The sequence below is a fragment of the Vibrio sp. 1CM2L genome, from assembly GCF_023161695.1.
Taxonomy (GTDB): Bacteria; Pseudomonadota; Gammaproteobacteria; order Enterobacterales; family Vibrionaceae; genus Vibrio; species Vibrio coralliirubri.
Genome location: NZ_JALNTT010000002.1, coordinates 749,700 through 771,412 on the forward strand (window position 1 = coordinate 749,700; position 21,713 = coordinate 771,412).

19 protein-coding genes are annotated in these 21,713 nt (G+C 44.1%); 11 read left to right on the forward strand and 8 right to left on the reverse strand.

What is annotated here, in order from left to right:
- Window positions 1-88: 88 nt before the first annotated feature.
- The gene (locus MSG34_RS08390) at window positions 89-847 is read left to right on the forward strand and encodes a DUF1853 family protein (protein ID WP_248337010.1); all 759 of its coding nucleotides are present in this window, start codon (window positions 89-91) and stop codon (window positions 845-847) included.
- Window positions 848-968: 121 nt separating this feature from the next.
- Here the strand turns inward: MSG34_RS08390 and pgm are convergent, their stop codons facing one another.
- Both pgm and seqA read right to left on the reverse strand, forming a co-directional pair.
- Complete coding sequence (pgm, locus tag MSG34_RS08395) at window positions 969-2,615, reverse strand: phosphoglucomutase (alpha-D-glucose-1,6-bisphosphate-dependent) (protein WP_248337012.1); 1,647 nt, start codon at window positions 2,613-2,615, stop codon at window positions 969-971.
- A 91-nt stretch (window positions 2,616-2,706) separates the two neighbouring features.
- Complete coding sequence (gene seqA / locus MSG34_RS08400; RefSeq protein WP_019820493.1) at window positions 2,707-3,246, reverse strand: replication initiation negative regulator SeqA; 540 nt, start codon at window positions 3,244-3,246, stop codon at window positions 2,707-2,709.
- 93 nt (window positions 3,247-3,339) lie between these two features.
- Here seqA and MSG34_RS08405 point away from each other — a divergent pair, with 93 nt between their 5' ends.
- The 3 genes from MSG34_RS08405 (at window position 3,340) to fldA (ending at window position 5,020) form a co-directional block, all read left to right on the forward strand.
- Window positions 3,340-4,101 carry an alpha/beta fold hydrolase gene (locus MSG34_RS08405; RefSeq protein WP_248337251.1) on the forward strand — a complete coding sequence of 254 codons (762 nt, stop codon included), beginning with the start codon at window positions 3,340-3,342 and terminating at the stop codon, window positions 4,099-4,101.
- Between the two features lie 108 nt (window positions 4,102-4,209).
- A complete protein-coding gene (locus MSG34_RS08410) occupies window positions 4,210-4,428 on the forward strand; it encodes a DUF2788 domain-containing protein (RefSeq protein ID WP_004737900.1) in 219 nt (72 codons plus the stop codon).
- Window positions 4,429-4,486: 58 nt separating this feature from the next.
- Window positions 4,487-5,020: a flavodoxin FldA gene (gene fldA, locus MSG34_RS08415; protein ID WP_010436745.1), complete on the forward strand. Its 534-nt coding sequence runs from the start codon at window positions 4,487-4,489 to the stop codon at window positions 5,018-5,020.
- A 97-nt stretch (window positions 5,021-5,117) separates the two neighbouring features.
- On the opposite strand, the gene MSG34_RS08420 is transcribed toward fldA, so the two are convergent.
- Window positions 5,118-5,624 (reverse strand): DUF4442 domain-containing protein, encoded by a 507-nt coding sequence (locus MSG34_RS08420; protein ID WP_019820496.1) that lies wholly within the window; start codon window positions 5,622-5,624, stop codon window positions 5,118-5,120.
- A gap of 207 nt (window positions 5,625-5,831) precedes the next feature.
- On the opposite strand from MSG34_RS08420, the gene fcrX reads away from it, so the two are divergent.
- Complete coding sequence (gene fcrX / locus MSG34_RS08425; protein ID WP_048606469.1) at window positions 5,832-6,281, forward strand: ferric iron uptake transcriptional regulator FcrX; 450 nt, start codon at window positions 5,832-5,834, stop codon at window positions 6,279-6,281.
- Between the two features lie 54 nt (window positions 6,282-6,335).
- Entirely contained in the window at window positions 6,336-6,953 is a 618-nt protein-coding gene (locus tag MSG34_RS08430) for a prepilin-type N-terminal cleavage/methylation domain-containing protein (protein ID WP_248337014.1), read from the forward strand.
- A gap of 131 nt (window positions 6,954-7,084) precedes the next feature.
- On the opposite strand, the gene glnS is transcribed toward MSG34_RS08430, so the two are convergent.
- Both glnS and nagE read right to left on the reverse strand, forming a co-directional pair.
- Window positions 7,085-8,752 (reverse strand): glutamine--tRNA ligase, encoded by a 1,668-nt coding sequence (glnS, locus tag MSG34_RS08435; protein ID WP_017063407.1) that lies wholly within the window; start codon window positions 8,750-8,752, stop codon window positions 7,085-7,087.
- 303 nt (window positions 8,753-9,055) lie between these two features.
- Entirely contained in the window at window positions 9,056-10,615 is a 1,560-nt protein-coding gene (gene nagE, locus MSG34_RS08440; protein ID WP_048612171.1) for an N-acetylglucosamine-specific PTS transporter subunit IIBC, read from the reverse strand.
- Window positions 10,616-11,090: 475 nt separating this feature from the next.
- Here nagE and nagA point away from each other — a divergent pair, with 475 nt between their 5' ends.
- From nagA to asnB, 4 genes are all read left to right on the forward strand, one after another.
- The gene (nagA, locus tag MSG34_RS08445; RefSeq protein WP_048617843.1) at window positions 11,091-12,227 is read left to right on the forward strand and encodes an N-acetylglucosamine-6-phosphate deacetylase; all 1,137 of its coding nucleotides are present in this window, start codon (window positions 11,091-11,093) and stop codon (window positions 12,225-12,227) included.
- Window positions 12,228-12,229: 2 nt separating this feature from the next.
- The gene (locus tag MSG34_RS08450) at window positions 12,230-13,444 is read left to right on the forward strand and encodes an ROK family protein (RefSeq protein WP_061019534.1); all 1,215 of its coding nucleotides are present in this window, start codon (window positions 12,230-12,232) and stop codon (window positions 13,442-13,444) included.
- Window positions 13,445-13,528: 84 nt separating this feature from the next.
- Window positions 13,529-15,115 (forward strand): cation:proton antiporter family protein, encoded by a 1,587-nt coding sequence (locus tag MSG34_RS08455; protein WP_048612173.1) that lies wholly within the window; start codon window positions 13,529-13,531, stop codon window positions 15,113-15,115.
- A gap of 235 nt (window positions 15,116-15,350) precedes the next feature.
- On the forward strand, window positions 15,351-17,021 hold the full coding sequence (gene asnB, locus MSG34_RS08460) for an asparagine synthase B (RefSeq protein ID WP_017062196.1): 1,671 nt from the start codon (window positions 15,351-15,353) through the stop codon (window positions 17,019-17,021).
- 79 nt (window positions 17,022-17,100) lie between these two features.
- On the opposite strand, the gene rfaH is transcribed toward asnB, so the two are convergent.
- Window positions 17,101-17,607 (reverse strand): transcription/translation regulatory transformer protein RfaH, encoded by a 507-nt coding sequence (gene rfaH / locus MSG34_RS08465; RefSeq protein WP_048612174.1) that lies wholly within the window; start codon window positions 17,605-17,607, stop codon window positions 17,101-17,103.
- Window positions 17,608-18,109: 502 nt separating this feature from the next.
- Between rfaH and MSG34_RS08470 the strand changes: the two genes are divergently transcribed.
- Window positions 18,110-19,507 carry a peptide MFS transporter gene (locus tag MSG34_RS08470; protein ID WP_050620945.1) on the forward strand — a complete coding sequence of 466 codons (1,398 nt, stop codon included), beginning with the start codon at window positions 18,110-18,112 and terminating at the stop codon, window positions 19,505-19,507.
- A 127-nt stretch (window positions 19,508-19,634) separates the two neighbouring features.
- On the opposite strand, the gene hemH is transcribed toward MSG34_RS08470, so the two are convergent.
- Both hemH and adk read right to left on the reverse strand, forming a co-directional pair.
- Entirely contained in the window at window positions 19,635-20,597 is a 963-nt protein-coding gene (gene hemH / locus MSG34_RS08475) for a ferrochelatase (protein WP_248337015.1), read from the reverse strand.
- Window positions 20,598-20,874: 277 nt separating this feature from the next.
- Complete coding sequence (gene adk, locus MSG34_RS08480) at window positions 20,875-21,519, reverse strand: adenylate kinase (protein ID WP_048617835.1); 645 nt, start codon at window positions 21,517-21,519, stop codon at window positions 20,875-20,877.
- Window positions 21,520-21,713: the final 194 nt, after the last annotated feature.

A 21,713-nucleotide genomic window follows, 5' to 3' on the forward strand; every position in this document is an offset into this window, starting at 1 on the left:
TTCTTTCCAGCTTACCTTTATAATAACGTCGTTATATCAATTTACGGGTAGAATGTCGAAAGCCCCACGATGAGTTTATGAGGAAGAGATGACAGCACTGCAACGTTTTTACCAATGGGTCATCGACTCACCGCCATTACTAGAAATCAAGCCACCGGTTTCGGATCTCAGTGCATTCTCTAGCCACCATGCCATCGACTCATCACATACTTATGATGGTAATCCTAGATTAGGTTTCCTCTACCAATATCTATGTGAACAAGTGATCACTGCCTCACCGAATTACTCGATAAAGCACGACGAGATTCAGATCAATGTGGAAGGCAGAACTCTCGGTGCAATCGACTTTATTCTTGAAGAAGAGAGCAGCCAAAAGCTAGAACATTGGGAAGTGGCGATTAAGTTCTATCTGCTCTACGAACAAACATGGTTTGGCCCCAACTCTCACGACCAATTGGATAAGAAACTCGACAGGATGCTCAGCCACCAACTCGAAATGTCCTCTTCTGCAGCGTTTATTGAGCAATATCCAGAGATCGATGTCGACTCAAAGCACTTGCTGATGCAAGGTCGCCTATATACCAACCCATTCTTAGAGCAAAACGTACCTACTGCATGTTTGGGCTACGACATTAACTCGAGCCAAGTTAACGGGTTTTGGTGCTATCAAGACCAAGTTCATCTAATCACTGAAGCGCTCTACCCTCTCACCAAAGAGCAATGGGCAGCTGGTACGGATGATTTCAGCAGTCAGCCTATCACCGAGTTCGGTGATCGCTTCGTCCATGGGCAAACAAAGTCGGGGCAATTCTGGTTTGTGATGCCGCAAAGCTGGCCACACGGTTAGTCGTCTGAGCTAACTCAGTTACCTTTCCCAATTATACGAAACCAACACAAATAAAAAGGGTTGATGCTTTCACATCAACCCTTCTTCTATTTACGTAGCAACTCTAGTAATCGAGATTCGATTATAGGCCAGCGGCTGCAAATACTTGGTTAACAATCTCTTGAGCTTCTGCTTCGATTGCTTTCAGGTGCTCTTCACCCTTAAAGCTTTCACAGTAGATCTTGTAGATGTCTTCAGTGCCTGATGGACGAGCAGCAAACCAACCGTTCTCAGTGGTCACTTTAAGGCCACCAATCGCAGCGCCATTACCAGGAGCATGCGTTAAGCGAGCAGTAATCGCATCGCCAGCAAGTGTTTCAGCAGAAACCATCTCCGGAGAAAGCTTTTTCAGCACGTCTTTTTGTGCGCCATTTGCTACCGCTTGAATACGGTTGTACTTAGATTCACCGTGTTTAGCGGCGAGCTCTTCGTAGTATTCTTGTGGGTTCTTACCCGTCACAGCAGTGATCTCAGCCGCAAGTAGGCAAAGAATCAGGCCATCTTTATCTGTTGACCAAGGCGTACCGTCTTTACGTAGGAAAGAAGCACCTGCACTCTCTTCACCACCAAAACCAAACTGGCCGTTGTATAGACCATCAACGAACCATTTGAAACCAACTGGCACTTCGCAAAGTTCGCGACCTAAGTCAGCAACTACGCGATCGATTAATGCACTTGATACTAGTGTCTTACCAACAGCAACGTCTTTACCCCAACCTTCACGGTTACGGTATAGGTAATCAATACAAACCGCTAAGAAGTGGTTTGGATTCATCAAACCTTTAGGTGTCACGATACCGTGGCGATCGTAATCTGGGTCGTTACCAAATGCTAGAGCGTACTCGTCTTTAAGCGCCAGTAAACCTGCCATTGCGTATGGAGAAGAACAGTCCATACGAACCACGCCATCTTTATCTAGAGACATGAATTGGAATGAAGGGTCAACCGCTTCACTTACCAGAGTCAGATCTAGATTGTACGCTTTACCAATTTGACGCCAGTAATCAATACCGCTGCCACCCAGTGGATCAACACCAATCTTGATGTTTGCTTTCTGGATCGCTTCCATATCCACAACGTTCACCAAATCAGCGACGTATGGCGCAACCAGGTCCACTTCTTTTACTAGCTCAGACTGTTTAGACTGTGCGATCGGCGTACGCTTAACACCTTGCATTTGCTCAGCAATGATCACGTTCGCACGGTCTTCAATCGCTTGAGTCAGTTCAGCTTCAGCTGGGCCACCGTGTGTCGGGTTGTATTTAATACCGCCGTCTTGAGGTGGATTATGTGAAGGCGTGATAACAATGCCATCGGCTTTTTTGTCATTCACTAAGTTATGCGTAAGAATCGCGTGCGAGATACCAGGTGTTGGAGTAAAGCCGTTGTTTTCTTGAATAATAACTTCAACACCGTTCGCTACAAGCACTTCGATAACCGTAGAGAACGCAGGCTCAGATAGAGCGTGAGTATCTTTACCTAAGAAAAGAGGGCCAGTTGTACCTTGCTCGGCACGAACTTCAGCAACCGCTTGTGCAATTGCTAGAATGTGGTTTTCGTTAAATGTTGATTTGTCTGCTGTACCGCGGTGACCTGAAGTACCGAAAAGTACTTTATGATCTGGGTTAGTAGCATCCGGTTGCTGTAAGAAATAGTTAGCAACTAAAACCGGGATATTATGAAGATCTTCCTGCTGAGCTTTCTGCCCAGCACGAGGGTGCATAGCCATTTTCGACATCCTTATATATAAAATTTAAAAACAAAAAAACCTCATAATATCTTCTTATCCATGGATATTATGAGGTTTAAATCAGATTTCGTTAAATTGAACCTGTTACTTTTTCTATCAATTCTGCTTGGAAACTCATGCGGCTCATAAGCTGCTCAACCATCTGTCTTTTTCGGCTTGTATTGTTATTAGTAATAACCCAAAAAGGACTTTGTGGAATAGCTTTAGGCTTAGTCGTGTTGCCGTTTGCTAGCAACGTCGCTTCGTTATCTGCAAAGTAAACGCGCTTACGGCCTTTTACTTGAGTTGCTTCTGAAAAGCTTAAAGGGTCGATTTTATGCAGTGTTGATAACACAAGCATGAAACGATCAATGGCTTTCTTTAGTGATGCAAACTCATCTGATATTAGTAGTGAGCGCATTTCTTTAACGCCATCGAACTTCTCTGGAGTAAAGCCTACCTCTTTGCTAACAACGATACCTTTTGGCTCAACGATCTCTTCGATCGGAGCCATGCCTTGGCTATCAACCTGTAACAAGCGGCGCAGAATATCTGAAGCGCTTTCGCCAATACGTTCTGTCTGACCCGCAATAAAACGGTATAGGTCCTCATCAACCTCAATTGTTTTCATTCGCTTTTCACAATCTCAATGTTTAAACTCTGGGGGATTATAGCGAGATCCGCGCGGATACTCTACGTCAAACCCACCATGAATAAGATAAAAATGTCAGTACAGCTCAACTATAAAATTGAAGGTGAGGGTCACACCATTGTTTTGATCCATGGATTATTCGGTAATCTGGACAACCTTGGCTTGCTCGCTAGGGATCTAAAAGCCGATCATCAGGTACTTAGTATCGATCTCCGCAACCACGGTCAATCCTTCCATAGTGACACTCATAACTATCAAGCGATGGCACAAGACGTGGCTCAACTGCTGCATGATCTTAAGTTAGAAGACGTCACTGTGATTGGTCACTCGATGGGTGGCAAAGTAGCGATGGCACTGACACAGCATCTTGCACTGCATAAATTGATTGCCTTGGATATGGCGCCAATCGCGTACACTCAAAGTCGCCACGACAACGTATTCGCAGGCCTGCAAGCCGTGATAGAAGAAAAACCGACTTCACGCTCAGACGCACTCAAGGTTCTCGCAAAACATATCGAGATCGATGGCGTTCGCCAGTTTTTAACCAAATCTTTGTTCAAAACAGAGCAAGGCATCATGGAATGGCGCTTCAATGTTGCTTCGTTATTGAGCAACTACCCACACATTATTGGTTGGGAACCGATCGAGAAAACCTCGGTCAAAACCTTGCTCATTAAAGGTGGGGATTCTGATTACCTCACCGCAGAACATCAAGCAGCCGTTCAGCAGCAATTTTCTAACGCAAAAGCGCATGTCATTGCCAACACGGGTCACTGGCTGCATGCTGAAAAACCAGCAGAAGTACTTAGAGCAATTAGAAAATTCATCGCTTAACTGCGCTTTTTCGTGCAGATAAATGAGAGCTGTGTAATTACTGCAGATTAACTTTATCTCACAACAGTGATATAGTGCGCCCAAGCAAAATTGGTATATAAGGTTCCCATGCTTTACGACTACATGAACATCATCGAATCTGTTGGTTTAGATCTCCTGTTTGCCGCGATTTTCTTTTTAATCGGTATGGCAATTAAGGACGTTCTCAAGCAGGGAAATGTTCCTCCATTTGGTCGTCGCATCGTATGGTTAGTACTTTTCCTTGGCTGTGCGGGTTTTATCGCCAAAGGGATAATCCAACTAAGCTGGGAAGGAACTGGGATCTAACGATTCTCTTCCGAACTTTATTACACCGACAACAGACAAAATGAAAGGTAATGATTCTATGGCAAGTGTAGGTCTCTTCTTTGGTAGCGATACAGGTAACACTGAAGCTGTTGCTAAGATGATTCAAAAGCAATTGAGCAAACAGCTCGTTCACGTTCAAGACATTGCAAAAAGCAGCAAAGAAGATATCGATAACTTCGATCTACTGCTGCTTGGTATCCCTACGTGGTACTACGGCGAAGCACAATGTGATTGGGATGACTTTTTCCCAGAGCTAGAAGCTATTGATTTCTCAACTAAGCTTGTTGCTATCTTTGGTTGTGGCGACCAAGAAGATTACGCAGAATACTTCTGTGATGCTATGGGTACTATCCGTGACATCGTTGAAGCGAAAGGCGGTACTATCCTAGGTCACACATCAACTGAAGGCTACGAATTCGAAGCATCGAAAGGTTTAGTTGAAGGCGATGACAGCCAATTCGTTGGTCTATGTATCGATGAAGACCGTCAACCTGAGCTAACTGATGAGCGCGTATCTAACTGGGTTAAACAAATCCACGAAGAGATGTGCCTAGCAGAGCTAGAAGACTAATTCTCTAGTGGTTGTTAATTGTTACAATTAATAACCATTATGTAGATATGAAAAAAACCTCCTTATAGGAGGTTTTTTGCTATTTAAAATCTATTAATTAGCACTCAGCTTCTAATGCTTCATCGTCATCTCTAAATTGCGGCTTCTTCCTTACATAGAGGGTGCGTTGAATTTCTGAAACCACATTACCCTGCTTATCTTTCACGTGAATAATAAATTCAGGGAAACACTTTTCACCGAGTTGCGTCTGACGATAGATATCGTCAAGTTGCCCTTGGCTTATCTCAAAATCTGCATACAAGTCCGATTGCCCCGGCTTGATGAAATTAATGCTCGCTTCTTTATCCCAAACATAATACCGCTCACCTAAAATTCCCATTAACATCAATGAGTAAACGGGATCGGTAAGAGAAAAAATACTGCCGCCATATTGAGTACGATTGGCGTTCTTATTCCACCAGCGTAGTTTAAGTACTGTCTTAACAACCCTAAAGTCAGCGCTAATGTGGGCTATTCGAATACCCGCTCCCCAAAAGGGAGGCCAAATATTAAGAGCAAATTTTACAATGTTGGGTTTATATATTTTTGCGAGTTGCTTATTCATAACAACATTCCATGTTCATATCAGAAACACCGTCACCTTGACTGGTCGTACCTCCACTATAAGTGAGATACTTCCAATTTACAAAACAGATTGTGATGTCAGTAAGTAACCCTTTGAAGTTCGTGGTTTATTGTTATGCCTGACTAAACTATAATGGTATTAATATTGAATTCTGTTAATTGCTGCAGATCATCAACAGGAAAGTATATGTCAGACAATAATCAAGCGCTAAAAGATGCAGGTCTTAAAGTGACCCTTCCACGGCTCAAAATTTTAGAAGTATTACAACAGCCAGACTGCCAACATATTAGTGCTGAAGATTTATATAAGAAGCTGATCGACCTAGGTGAAGAAATCGGTCTTGCAACCGTTTATCGAGTACTTAACCAATTCGATGACGCTGGCATTGTAACTCGTCACCACTTCGAAGGCGGCAAGTCTGTATTTGAACTTTCTACACAGCACCACCACGACCACCTTGTATGTTTAGATTGTGGCGAAGTGATCGAATTCTCTGATGACATCATCGAAGAAAGACAGAAAGAGATTGCTCAGCGTTACAACGTGCAACTAACAAACCACAGTTTGTACTTGTACGGCAAAAGCATTAGCGGAGATTGCAAAGGCAATCCAGACGCGCATAAAGCGAAGAAGTAATACAGAACGCTGGCTTAGGCCGGCGTTTTTTATATAGGGCTCCATAAAGTATCCATGAAAAGAATCCCGCTAGTTAAGGCTTTTACTTTAATTGAGATGTTGGTTGTTGTGGTGATTATCGCCGTACTTGCTGTTGTTGCCCTTCCCCGTTTTCTTAACATTCAAACCGATGGCCGTATCGCTCTGTTTGACGCTGCTCAATCTCAATTTCAAAGTGCGATCACGTTTGCTCACAGTAAATGGCTGGTCAGCGGCGGCGGCAACGCTGAAATGAATGACATGCCAGGTTTTGGGGAAGACGCAGACGGCAATGCTCAATTGGACATGAATGACGTCGGCTACCCACTTGGCGTTGATAAAGGTAACCCTATGGGTCAGCCTTACAACATAGGTCAAGGTGATCAAGGGTGTGTGTCAATATGGAATGCCATTATGACAACCGACCTGACTGCTACCACAGACCCGAGCCAGTCCAACAATTTTGATTTTGTTACCCGCCGTCAAAACCATAGCTTTGTTGCCAAAGACGGTACTCCTCAAAACAAACTCGCGCTTTGCTACTACATCTACACTGGAGTCGATTTCGACAGCGATCCTGGAAATGCAGGTTATGTTTTCTGGTACAACTCACGCACGGGTGAAGTAACCCAACAAGACCCCAATAATCCCTAAAGCTCTGGCTCTACTGCTTAAAACGCTAGTTGGTCACTAGAAGCGCCTTAGTAATCAAATTTAAGATACAAAAAAACCGGCTCTAAGCCGGTTTTTATTGGGTCGTTTTTAACAAACTAAATACTCAAGCATTAAGCTTCAGTTTTACCCCAAGTATCACGTAGACCAACCGTACGGTTGAAGACTAGTGCATCTGCTTTAGAGTCTTTCGAATCCACACAGAAGTAGCCTGTACGTTCAAACTGGTACGCTTGCTCTGCAACACCTTCTGCTAGGCTAGGTTCAACAAAACCATTTAGCGTAACAAGTGATTCAGGGTTTAGCGTTGCAGCGAAGTCATCAGCAGCGGCTGGGTTTGGCACTGTGAATAGACGATCGTACAAACGAATCTCAGCAGGCAGCGCTTTATCAGCAGATACCCAGTGGATAACGCCTTTCACTTTGCGGCCATCTGCAGGGTTCTTACCCAATGTTTCATTGTCGTAAGAACAGAAGATAGTCGTAATGTTGCCTTCTGCATCTTTTTCGATACGTTCAGCTTTGATCACGTAAGCGCCACGTAGACGAACTTCTTTGCCTAGAACCAAACGCTTGTACTTTTTGTTTGCTTCTTCACGGAAGTCATCACGCTCAATCCAAACTTCACGTGTAAATGGTACTTCACGAGTGCCCATTTCTGGCTTGTTTGGGTGATTTGCAACCGTTAGCGTTTCTACTGTATCTGCTTCGTAGTTTTCGATAACGATCTTAACTGGATCCAGAACAGCCATTGCACGAGGTGCATTTTCGTTCAGATCATCACGGATGCAAGATTCAAGTGAACCGAACTCAATCATGTTCTCTTGCTTAGTCACACCAATACGCTTACAGAATTCACGAATGGAGCTTGAAGTAAAACCACGACGACGTAGGCCAGAAATAGTAGGCATACGTGGGTCATCCCAACCTTGAACTAGGTTTTCAACCACAAGTTGGTTCAGCTTACGCTTAGACATCACTGTGTATTCAAGATTCAGGCGGCTAAACTCGTACTGACGAGGTTGGCAATCAATCGTGATGTTATCTAGAACCCAATCGTACAAACGACGGTTATCTTGGAATTCAAGCGTACAGATAGAGTGCGTAATACCTTCCAACGCATCAGAGATACAGTGAGTAAAGTCGTACATTGGGTAAATGCACCACTTGTCAGCCGTTTGATGGTGGTGAGCAAAACGAACACGGTAGATAACAGGATCGCGCATAACCATGAACGAAGAGCTCATGTCGATCTTAGCACGTAGACACGCTTTACCTTCTTCGAAGCCACCGTCACGCATTTTTTCAAACAACGCTAGGTTCTCTTCTGGGCTGCGGTCACGGTATGGGCTCGCTTTACCTGGCTCTTTTAGCGTGCCACGGTACTCACGGATTTGATCAGGACTTAGCTCGTCAACATACGCTAAGCCTTTATTAATTAATTCCACAGCATAAGCGTAAAGCGTATCGAAGTAGTTTGATGAGTAGCAAATATCACCAGACCATTCGAAGCCTAACCAGCTTACATCATTCTTAATTGACTCAACGTATTCAACGTCTTCTTTTTCAGGGTTTGTATCATCGAAACGAAGATTACATTGTCCCTGGTAGTCCTGAGCAATACCAAAGTTCAAGCAAATAGATTTAGCGTGACCAATGTGCAGGTAGCCATTTGGCTCCGGCGGGAAACGAGTATGCACGCTACTGTGTGTACCATCCGCTAAATCTTTATCAATAATTTGGCGAATGAAATTCGATGGACGAGCCTCAGCTTCACTCATCTATAGCACCTCTATGTATTTAGTATTGTCAGAGAAAGTTATCTTTCGTCCCCAAGAAAACGGTCGCTTATAGCGCCAGTCAAAGATAGAAAGATCATTGTTGCTAATCATCCACAATTCTTAGCCTTTGCACAATAAGAACCGTCTGTTAATTACGATTATTTCTGCTATTCGATGAAGAATAGAACGAACCGTGTTCGCTCATCTTAAACTGTAGGCACAAAAAAAGCCTCCCATGTGGGAGGCTTTCAATTTGACACTTACTTAAGAGTAACTTTACGTCTTAATTAAGTACTTCCCTTACTATGGAAGTTTTACATCAGATAGGTCTTCGCCTGCACCGATAGCTTTCATTTCGCCAGCTACGATTTCAGCTAGTGGGCCTAGGATAACCTGTAGGTTGTTTTCACCTAGTTTAACCACACCTTTAGCACCTAGTTTCTTAAGAACAACTTCATCTGCAACAGAGCGGTCTTTAAGAGTTAGACGTAGACGAGTGATACAAGCGTCGATTGAAGTTAGGTTGTCGTGACCACCTAGAGCTTTCAGGTATTGACGTGCAAGGTCGCCCTTTGGTGCATCGCCAGCAGGAGCGGCAACAGCTTCGTCATCATCTTCACGACCTGGCGATTTCAAGTTGAAAGCGCGGATTGCGAAAGAGAAAGTGAAGAAGTATAGAGCACCGAAGCCAAGACCGATTAGTAGTAGTACGAATGGTTTAGTTGCTAGACCCCAGTTCAATACGAAGTCGATAAGACCAGCAGAGAAACCGAAACCGTGCAGAGTACCAAACATGTTAGCAACTACTAGAGACAGACCTGTAAATACAGCGTGCATTGCGTATAGAGCAGGAGCTAGGAATACGAACATGAATTCTAGCGGCTCTGTGATACCTGTTAGGAATGAACAGAATGCAACTGAGAATAGTGCGCCACCAACTTGGCTACGTTTTTCAGCAGGAGCAGCTAGGTACATTGCAAGTGCAGCACCTGGTAGACCGAACATCATTACTGGGAAGAAACCGTTCATGAATACGCCAGCGCCTTTATCGCCACCGAAGAAACGGTGTAGGTCGCCAGATTTAACAGTTTCAGTCACTTCTTTAACTACAGTAGTGATTTCTGGAGTTACAGAGTTAGCGAATGTGAATGTGTGCTCTTGGCCAACAACTAGAGTTTTAGCAAGTGCTGGGTCAACACAAAGTTGAGTGATGTTAGCGAATGCGCCTTGACCAGCTACGATGATTTCTTGACATGTACCCATACCGAACCAGAAGTATGAGTTCAATACGTGGTGTAGACCTACAGGGATAAGTGCACGGTTAAGAGTACCGTAAACGAATTGGCCGATAGCGCCAGACGTTGATACTGCATGAGCAAGTGCGTCTAGACCAGATTGAACACCAGGCCATACCACACCAGACACAGCACCTGCAACAAGTGCGAATAGACCGGCCATGATAGGTACTAAACGTTTACCCGCAAAGAAAGCCAGCCATTCAGGAAGGCGTGTCGCGTGGAAAGCGTTGTAAGAGTGACCTGCGATGATACCTGCGAAGATACCGCCGAAGAATGACATGTTAACGTCTGCGTTAATTGTCGTTGCTGTAGCAGTTAGTACGAAGTAAGCAACTGCACCAGCAAGACCTGCTGCGCCGTTACCGTCTTTAGAAAGACCAATCGCGATACCTAGACCAAAGAGCAATGGTAGGTTACCGAAGATAGCACCACCAGCTTGCGCCATGAATGGAATATCAAGTAGATCGCCTTGACCTAAACGTAAAAGAAGCGCCGCAATCGGAAGCGTTGCGATTGGTAGCATTAACGCCTTACCAAGCTTCTGTGCATATCCTAGAATATTCACCAGTTGTTTCCCCCTATAGGATTTTTTAGAATTCGTTTGAGAAACTTATTTTAGTCGCTCAATTTAGTCCTATTCAGTGTATTCAATTAATTTTGCTCCGCAAATTAAAACCTTACCATTTGTGATCCTAATCACCAGTTTTCACCAAATCCAGAGGTTTTTGCTAGCGAGATCATAAAACTTATTTTATCATTCAAAAAAATGAACATTTATAGATAAAATCCAAATCTAATCATTAGGCAAAAAGATGGTATCTCAGAGCTTACAGAGCTCCGTGAATAATCATTAATGATGAACCTAAATGTATAATAACGAACAATTGTTCATATGTTTTTCAACAACTTAAAACGCTTCCCATTTTGAAGCCGTTTGCCCATAAAAGATAAATCGTTACGTAAATGATGCTCGCAAACTAAGTCCACATTTAGGTAACGAACGAATTTAAAAGATCTCACGAAATAAGGATTAGCTGACTATGTACGCGCTAAGTAACTGTAAAATTTACACTGGTAGTGATGTTCTAACCGATCATGCTGTTGTAATCGAAAACGAACTGATCAAAAAAGTCTGTCCTATCTCTGAATTACCAGAAGGAATCGAGGTTCGCGACCTAGACGGAGCAAACCTAAGCCCAGGTTTCATTGACCTACAACTGAATGGTTGTGGCGGTGTAATGCTTAACGATGAGATCACTGCAGAAACTATGCAGATCATGCACAAAGCAAACCTGAAATCTGGCTGTACTAGCTTCCTACCAACGCTTATCACCTCTTCAGACGAAGATATGCGTGCGGTTATTACGGCAGCTCGTGAATACCACAACCAGTACCAAAACCAATCTTTAGGTCTGCACCTTGAAGGCCCTTACCTGAACGTTGCAAAAAAAGGCATCCATAGCGTCGATCACATTCGTAAATCTGACAACGAAATGATTGAGCTTATCTGTGAGAACCGTGACCTTGTTGCAAAAGTAACATTGGCTCCAGAGCTTAACGATCCAGAACACATCGAACGCCTGCACAAAGCTGGCGTTGTGGTTTCTATCGGCCACACCAATGCAACTTACGCAGAAGCGCGCCAAGGTTTCGAATCTGGTATCACGTTCGCCACTCACCTGTTCAACGCAATGACGCCGATGGTTGGTCGTGAGCCTGGCGTTGTTGGCGCGATTTACGATACTCCTGAGGTTTATGCAGGCATTATTGCCGATGGCTTCCACGTTGATTACGCAAACATCAGAATTGCGCATAAAATCAAGGGAGAAAAGTTGGTATTAGTGACGGATGCCACAGCTCCTGCAGGTGCTGACATGGAATACTTTATTTTTGTCGGTAAGAAAGTATATTACCGTGATGGTAAGTGTGTTGATGAAAACGGCACACTGGGCGGCTCAGCTCTGACTATGATTGAAGCAGTTCAGAATACAGTTGAGCACGCTGGTATCGCTTTAGACGAAGCTCTTCGCATGGCTACGCTATACCCAGCTACGGCTATCGGTGTAGAAAGCAAGCTAGGTCGAATCAAAAAAGGCATGGTTGCAAACCTAGCTGTATTTGACCGAGACTTTAACGTTAAAGCGACTGTTGTTAACGGACAATACGAGCACAATTAAGTATGAATGGCGGACAAATAGGTAACGTAGACTTAGTTAAACAACTAAACAGTGCGGCGGTATACCGACTTATAGACCAACAAGGGCCTATCAGTCGTATACAAGTGGCTGATGTAAGCCAACTCGCACCGGCAAGTGTTACAAAAATTACCCGCCAACTTTTAGAGCGCGGCCTAATTAAAGAGGTTGCGCAGCAAGCGTCTACTGGCGGTAGACGCGCTATCTCCCTAACCACAGAAGTAGAGCCTTTCCATTCTGTCGCTGTGCGTTTGGGTCGAGACTACATTCAAATAAGCCTGCATGACCTTGGTGGTCGTGAATTGGCTTTCCAACAGCAAGACCTGAATTATTCAGACCAATCAGACCTTACCCAAGGCTTGGTCAATAACCTCAAAGCTTTCATTGCTGAACATCAACCAAAGATCGACCAATTGATTGCCATTGGTGTCACGCTTCCAGGCTTAGTTAACCCAACGACCGGTGTTGTTGAGTACATGCCAAATACCGACATCGATAACCTCGCATTAAGCGACATTATTCGCGATACATTCCATGTTGCTTGTTTTGTTGGTAACGATGTTCGTGGAATGGCGCTTGCTGAGCACTACTTCGGTGCGAGTAAAGACAGCCAAGATTCTATTTTGGTCAGTGTTCACCGTGGTACAGGTGCAGGTATTATCGTTAATGGTCAGGTTTTCCTAGGTCATAACCGTAACGTGGGTGAAATTGGTCATATCCAAATTGACCCGCTCGGCGAGCAATGCCAATGCGGTAATTTCGGCTGTCTTGAAACCGTAGCGGCAAACCCAGCGATCGTTGAACGAGTGCAAAAGCTGATTAAGCAAGGCTATGAGTCTTCTTTAACAGAGCTTGAGCGTATTACGATTCAAGACGTTTGTGACCACGCAATTAATGGTGATGAGCTAGCCAAGCAAAGCTTAGTTCGAGTAGGAAACCAGTTAGGTAAGGCTATCGCGATGACGATTAACTTATTTAACCCTCAGAAAGTTATCATTGCTGGTGATATTACCAAGGCACAAGAGATTGTTTTCCCTGCAATTAAGCGCAATGTAGAGAATCAGTCGTTAACGACTTTCCATAGCGGCCTGCCTATTGTAGCATCACAGATCGATAAACATCCTACGATGGGAGCTTTTGCTATGATTAAGCGCGCTATGCTCAACGGTGTGTTGCTTCAAAAGCTTCTCGAAGACTAAAGAAAAACAATTCTGATTTTCCGCGGGCCGTGTTTGTATGAACACGGCCCGTTTTTTTAAGCTAGGGAACTACAACAACAAGTTATGGAACTTATATTAATATCCACTGCGTTTATCGCAGGATTTATTGCTTTAAAATGTCAACTTCCTCCATTAGTTGGATTTTTGGTCGCAGGTTTCGGGCTCTTTGCCCTTGGCTTTGAAACTAATGACACCATCATTACCTTGGCTGACCTTGGTGTCACCCTGCTCCTATTTACTATTGGCTTAAAGCTCGACATCAAAACCTTGCTCTCTAAGGAGATCTGGGCTGGCGCGACAATCCACAACCTTTTATCTACTCTGTTTTTTGCGGTCGCCCTATTTGGTTTTAAGTTCCTAGGTATTTCATCTCTGGCAGCCATGTCGATGGAACAGATCGTTCTACTCGGTTTTGCCCTTTCATTCTCTAGTACCGTATTCGCGGTTAAATCTCTACAAGATAAAGGCGAGATGAATGCGACCTATGGCACGCTAGCGATCGGTATTCTGGTCATGCAGGATATCTTCGCCGTGGTCTTTTTGACCGTATCGACAGGCAAGATTCCAGAGTGGTATGCCATCGCACTGTTCGCTTTGCCTTTCTTTCGCCCATTGTTCTACAAGATCCTCGATTGGGTGGGACACGGTGAAATGCTGGTGCTGTTCGGCATCTTCTTCGCATTAGTTGTTGGTGCTGGCTTGTTCCAGTTTGTAGGTGTAAAGCCAGACTTAGGCGCTCTTATCTTAGGTATGTTGCTCGCTGGTCATCCAAAAGCTTCAGAGCTGTCAAAGTCGCTGTTTAACCTCAAAGAGCTTTTCCTCGTCTGCTTCTTCTTGAATATTGGCTTGTCTGAACAGCCGACCATTCAAGGCTTTATGCTTGCAGTCTTGTTTTTGTTGTTACTGCCAGTGAAAGGCATTTTGTACTTCTTGGTGCTCAACCGATTCAAGTTCCGTGTTCGAACGTCCCTACTCGCGTCTCTATCACTGTTTAACTACAGTGAATTTGGCCTTATCGTCGGCGGTCTTGCCTTTAAGATGGGTTGGATGTCTGGTGACATTTTGGTGGCTGTGGCGATTGCAGTTTCACTATCCTTCTTAATCGCTGCACCTCTCAATAAAGCGGGTCACAAGCTTTATCAACAATCAGGTCGTTGGTTAAAAGAACATGCGGCAGAGAAACTCCACCAACGTGATAAGCGAATTGACCCGGGTCGGGCTCAAGTGCTAATTCTTGGTATGGGACGAATTGGTACTGGTGCTTATGACGAATTACGTTCTCGCTACGGCAAGGTGAGCTTAGGTGTCGAAGTTCGTGAAGAAGCCGCGCACAACCACAGAAGCCATGGCAGAAACGTGATTTCTGGCGACGCGACTGACCCGGATTTCTGGGAACGAATTCTAGATACAGCCAACGTAAAACTGGTGATTTTGGCAATGCCTCACCACCAAGGTAATCAAACCGCTTTAGAACAATTAAAGTCACGTAACTTTAAAGGCCAAATTGCGGCTATTGCTGAATATCCCGATCAACTCGAAACACTGAAAGAGAATGGCGTTGATGCGGCATTTAACATTTACAGCGAGGCTGGTAGTGGTTTTGCTCGCCACGTTTGCGAACAATTAAATCCAAATATCAATAAAATCTAGTATTAGACGGTGTTCAACTAAACCTCTCAAAATTGCCTATTTTTCGCACTTTTGAGAGGTTTTTGTTTAAAAAATCAACCGCAATTAAACATCACACACCAAAAGCACGTAAAAATTAGATAATTTCTAACAGAACACCCTTTATATTATTTTTTTGCTCACATCCGGTTGCTTTTTTTAGCCAGAATGGCAAATTGAATGCAGTTGATTTGGAAATTATTTAAAAGGAAGTTCTATGTGTTCAGTATTTGGCATTCTCGACATTAAAAGTGATGCCGCAGCACTTCGCCCTATTGCTTTAGAAATGTCTAAGAAGCTTCGTCACCGTGGTCCAGACTGGTCTGGTATCTATGCGGGTGAAAAAGCAATCCTTGCTCATGAACGTCTTGCTATTGTTGGCTTGAACAGTGGTGCTCAACCACTATACAGCCAAGACAAAAAGCACATTCTTGCAGTAAACGGTGAAATTTATAACCACAAAGAACTTCGCGCACGCTATGAAGATAAGTACCAGTTCCAGACTGATTCTGACTGTGAAGTTATCCTAGCGCTATACCAAGAGATGGGTGCAGACCTTCTAGAAGAGCTTAACGGTATTTTCGCCTTCGTTTTATACGACGAAGAGAAAGACGAGTACCTAGTGGGCCGCGACCATATTGGTATTATCCCGCTTTACCAAGGTTACGATGAGCACGGTAACTACTACGTGGCTTCAGAGATGAAAGCATTGGTTGAAGTTTGTAAGACGATCAGTGAATTTCCTCCTGGTAGCTTCTACTCTTCGAAAGATGCTGAACCTCAACGCTACTACATCCGCGATTGGAACGAGTACGCTGCGGTACAAGGCAACAGCACAAGCAAAGAAGAACTGACTGAAGCGCTAGAAGCAGCGGTTAAACGTCAACTAATGACTGACGTTCCTTACGGTGTACTTCTATCTGGTGGCCTTGATTCATCAATTACTTCAGCCGTCGCAAAACGCTTTGCTGCAATGCGTATCGAAGATGATGAGCAATCTGAAGCTTGGTGGCCACAACTGCACTCATTCGCTGTTGGCCTTGAAGGCGCACCAGATCTTATCGCTGCTCGTGAAGTTGCGGACAAGATCGGTACTGTACACCACGAGATGACTTACACCATCCAGGAAGGCTTAGATGCCATCCGTGATGTTATCTACCACATCGAGACTTACGATGTAACGACGATTCGTGCATCAACGCCAATGTACTTGCTTGCTCGTAAGATCAAAGCAATGGGCATCAAAATGGTACTGTCTGGCGAAGGTGCTGATGAGATCTTTGGTGGTTACCTGTATTTCCACAAAGCGCCAAACGCGAAAGAGTTCCACGAAGAGACAGTACGTAAACTGCTTGCTCTAAGCATGTTCGACTGTGCTCGTGCAAACAAATCGCTAGCGGCATGGGGTGTTGAAGGCCGTGTACCATTCTTGGATAAAGAGTTCATCGATGTCGCAATGCGTCTGAACCCTGAAGATAAGATGTGTGGTAACGGTAAGATGGAGAAGCACATCCTGCGTGAGTGTTTTGAAGACTACCTACCAGATTCAATCGCATGGCGTCAAAAAGAGCAGTTCTCTGATGGTGTTGGCTACGATTGGATTGATACATTGAAAGCAACGGCTGAAGCAAAAGTAACGGATCAACAAATGGAAGCTGCTAAGTTCCGTTTCCCTTACAACACGCCAACAACCAAAGAAGGTTATGCTTATCGTGAAATCTTTGAGGAGCTATTCCCTCTAGAATCAGCGGCAGAATGTGTTCCTGGTGGTCCTTCAGTTGCTTGTTCATCAGCGAAAGCGATTGAGTGGGATGAGTCATTCAAAAACTGTGTCGACCCATCAGGCCGTGCAGTACAAGCCGTTCACAACGATGCTTACAACGCTTAGAGCGTTTTGAACAAACCCTAAAGACTAAAAAAGGCGCATTATGCGCCTTTTGTTTTAAGCCTATTTTTTATTACTGCAGTTATGCGCGAGCTTGTAATGCTTCGTTCTCAATACTGATTGGAACGACTTGGCTAATCATTTTCACCAGCATAATCGATCGAGCCTCACCGTCTTTCTGGTCGAAAATAGCTTCAACCCCAGCAAACTGGCCACTCTGAATCTTAACTACCTGTCCAGATTCAAATTCAACACAACAATCTTCCACTTCGTTACTGCAGCACTTCTCAAACTCTTTAAGTTCAAACACCAAGTCTCCTTGGACCTCGTGCGGCCTCGCACCGAACTTAATAAAGTCCACAACACCACGCGTTGAACGAACGGTCGTGAAACTAGGGCCTTGCTCATAGTCAAAGCGAACAAAGATGTAAGACGGAAACAACGGTTCTTTGACCTGCTTTTCTTTCCCTCTCACCACCTTTTTGACTTCTATTTGAGGGTAAAAGCACTCTACCCCCTGATTCTCTAAGTGCTGCTGAGCGCGTTTTTGATCACCACGCTTACAGTAAAGCAAATACCAACGTTTCATTTAACTAGCCATTTTATATTTTTAGATATTTTACCACATGCCTAAAACGGTTGAATCGCCATTAATAAAATGAATCGTTGCTAACGAAAAATAATGCGTAGCAGACCAATTTATCAACAAAAAGTTATAGGTGTCGAAAGTGGTTAAGCATTGTACAGGGATCATTTAGAGATCAAAAGGCTCATTGTTGTAAGCATATGTACGCCCCAATTAATAAGCATGTCATTCCATTTAAATTCAAAACGATACACCAGAGTAATACATCTAAGCATCTTTATTCAACATGGCTTTAAAGAAGGTTATTAACCAACCAGCTCAAATCTGGAAAATTAGTTTGCAGCACACTTAAAATGGGCAACATTAAAAGTAAAAGTCATTAATATCAACACTTTAGTCAAACCGAGTTATCGTGACCATAAAATACGCCTATTGCAGACTTTTATCCCACTGTGTATACATGAATGACTATAAAATCTTTTAATACCTAAAATTAGTAAAACTTATGCCAAGCAACCACAACATCTTTGGCCACCCTAGAGGCCTATTTCTACTTTTTAGCACAGAGCTATGGGAACGTTTCTCTTACTATGCGATGCGTGCCATCCTTGTCTTATTTTTGACTGACACTACCCTCAACGGTGGACTGGGTTGGTCAACAAAAGACGCACTCGATCTCTACGGTATTTACACCGGTTTAGTCTACATCACACCATTAATTGGTGGCTGGATTGCCGATAACTACCTAGGTCAGCGTAAATCAATTCTGATTGGCGGTGTATTAATGGCTCTTGGCCAATTTACACTGGCTCTACCTAACGGCTTCATCGGTTTAGACCAAGTGAACGCGCTGTACCTTGGTTTAGCACTGCTAATCAGTGGTAACGGTATGTTTAAACCGAACATCTCAACCATGGTTGGCGACCTGTACCAAGAAGGCGATAACCGCCGTGACGGTGCTTTCACCATTTTCTACATGGGCATCAACTTAGGTGCGCTGCTTGGTGGCTTAATTTCAGGCGCTGCTGTCGATTCATTCGGTTGGAAAGCAGGTTTCCTAGCCGCTGGTATTGGTATGGTTATTAGCTTAATCATGCAAATGACAATGGCTCAGTCTTGGTTAGGCAACATCGGTTCTGTGCCTGCAGCTGCACGAGCGAAAGCACTGAACAAATCTAAAGAAAAAGCGCCACTGACCAAAGAAGAGTTCGACAGACTAAAAGTGATTCTTATCATGGGTCTGTTCGTGATTGTTTTCTGGGCGGGCTTTGAACAAGCTGGCGGCCTAATGAACATCTACACTCAACAATATACTGACCGTATGATTGGTGGCTTTGAAGTTCCTGCTGCGTGGTTCCAATCTTTGAACCCATTCTTCATCATTACACTTGCTCCAATCATTGCTGCGTTCTGGGTGAAACTGGGTAAGCGTGAACCCAACTCTCCTGTAAAATTTGCAATGGCATTGTTCTTCTTAGCACTGGGCTTTGTGTGCATGATGGGCGCGGTAATGGAGCAAGGCGGCGACCTAACAGTGAAAACATCAATGCTATGGCTAGTCGGTGCTTTCTTCTTCCATACCCTTGGTGAGCTTTGTCTATCGCCTATTGGCCTGTCGTTGGTCACTAAGTTAGCTCCGCTTCGCCTAGCATCATTGATGATGGGTGCATGGTTTGGCTTCAATGCGGTGGCAAACTACGTGGCAGGCCTGGTTGGTTCTCACGTTGGTGAGCTTGGTGCTATGTCTATCTTCAGTGGTATTGCTATCACAGCAACGGTGAGTGGCATATTACTGCTGCTTTGTGCTGGTAAGCTTGTGTCATGGATGCATGGCGTAGAAACCAACATGACGCTTGAAGCAGAGCCAAAAGCTAAGCAAGCAACAGAGACATCTGCGGCTTAAACTCTCCAGCTTTTTCAATACGAAATGACCTGATCAAAAAGGGCTGCTCAATGAGCAGCCCTTTTGTTATTTGTATTATGCACCTTACGGCGATTAACGATAAGCCGTAATCAAGGTTCAGCATCTGTTAGCGATACAGCGCCACTAACTCAGCCATCATATCGATGTGCGAGTCTCTGTCGTTCAGACACATAATGTAGCTAAAGTCTGAACCACCAGCATCAATGAACGTCTCTTTACACTGGTCTGAAATCTCTTCCAGCGTTTCCAAACAGTCAACCGAAAACGCAGGTGCCATGATGTCGATCTTCTTGATGCCTTTACTCGGCAGTGATTCAAGTGTCTCGTCAGTGTATGGCTTCAACCACTCTTCTCGACCAAATCGCGATTGGTATGTCATGGTGATATCGTCCGCTGATAAACCTAGCTCTGCCGCAAGCAGTTTTGTTGTCGCTTCACAATGCTGAGGGTAGATATCGCCTTCATCAGCCAGTCGCTTCGGAATACCGTGGAAAGAACACACTAAATGATCGGCTCTGCCATTTTTATCCCAATGGCTGCGAACGCTTTCAGCTAATGCTTTTGCATAGCTTGGGTGCGCGTAGTAGTCGCGAATAAAGCGATAGCTCGGGATAACTGGCATCTGCTTAAAGGCTTTGGTTAAACCATCAGAAACCGCCGCTGTGGTTGTGCCAGAGTACTGCGGATATAAAGGCAGTACAATGATGTCCTCAACGCCCTGCTCCATCAGTTGCTCAACACCAGTCTTTAAGCTTGGGTTGCCATAGGTCATACCCAGTGTAACAGGCATCTCTAGCTTCTTCTGGAGCTTTTCCGCTTGTCTTTGAGAGTACACAAGCAGTGGTGAGCCCTCATCCATCCAGACAGACTGATACAGCTTAGCAACTTTAGGCGAGCGAATCGGTAAAATCACCCCATGCAAGATAGGACACCAAAGCCAACGCGTTAGGTTTACAACTCGCTTGTCGTGTAAGAATTCACTCAAAAATCGACGAACGCCAGCGGGGGTCGCCGAATCTGGTGTTCCTAAGTTCACCAGTAAAACGCCCTGCTTTTTATTATTTTCCATAGATACCTGAGACCAATATGTGATTTTCTGGAAAGTAATATACTAATCTGCATAAGTTTAAGATCATTGCGCCTCAATGAAAGTCTGAATAATCATTCTTCATATGAGATACACAACATCCACTCTCAATTGCTAGCCACTGCCATCGGGTCTGAACCGTTCTGAATCATGTGCAATCAAATTATCTAGATTGGTATCGTACTAAAAATTGAAACAAAAAAAGCGACCCTTAAGGTCGCTTCCAATATATCAAATTCTAAAACTGGCTGTTAGCCAATTATGCTAGTGCTTTCTCAAGTTCTGCACTAACTTCAGCAACTTGCTTAGTACCGTCAAACTTAAGGTACTGAGTGTTACCTGTTTCTGCTTCTTTACCGTAGTAAGAGATTAGCGGAGCTGTTTGATCGTGGTATACACCTAGACGTGCACGAACTGTTTCTTCTTTGTCGTCATCACGTACCACTAGGTCTTCACCAGTTACGTCATCTTTACCTTCTTCTTTAGGTGGGTTGTACACATTGTGGTATGTACGACCAGAAGGAAGGTGAGCACGACGACCAGCCATACGCTCAACAATCACATCGTCAGCTACGTCGAATTCAACAACGTAATCAACAGCGATGCCCATTTCTTTTAGGCCATCAGCTTGTGGGATTGTGCGTGGGAAACCGTCTAGTAGGAAACCTTTCTCACAGTCATCTTGAGCGATACGCTCTTTGATAAGACCAAGGATAATTTCATCAGAAACTAGCTGACCAGCGTCGATTACTGATTTTGCTTGCTTACCAAGCTCAGTACCCGCTTTGATAGCAGCACGTAGCATGTCACCAGTTGAAATTTGAGGGATACCAAATTTGTTCATGATGAAGTTAGCTTGAGTACCTTTACCCGCGCCAGGAGCACCTAGAAGAATGATGCGCATGTTTAATCCTCTTATAAAATTATGATTTATACCGAAGCTCACTATCCCTCCATTCTTGCTCATTTTTAGGATGAACAGAAAGCGTTAAGTAACCATTGAGGCTAAGCAAAACTGTGAACAGAAGCAAAACGGTAAGTTTCGGTATAACGTTTAAAAATCATACAACTGGAGATAGTCGCTTCCTAACCCCAGCT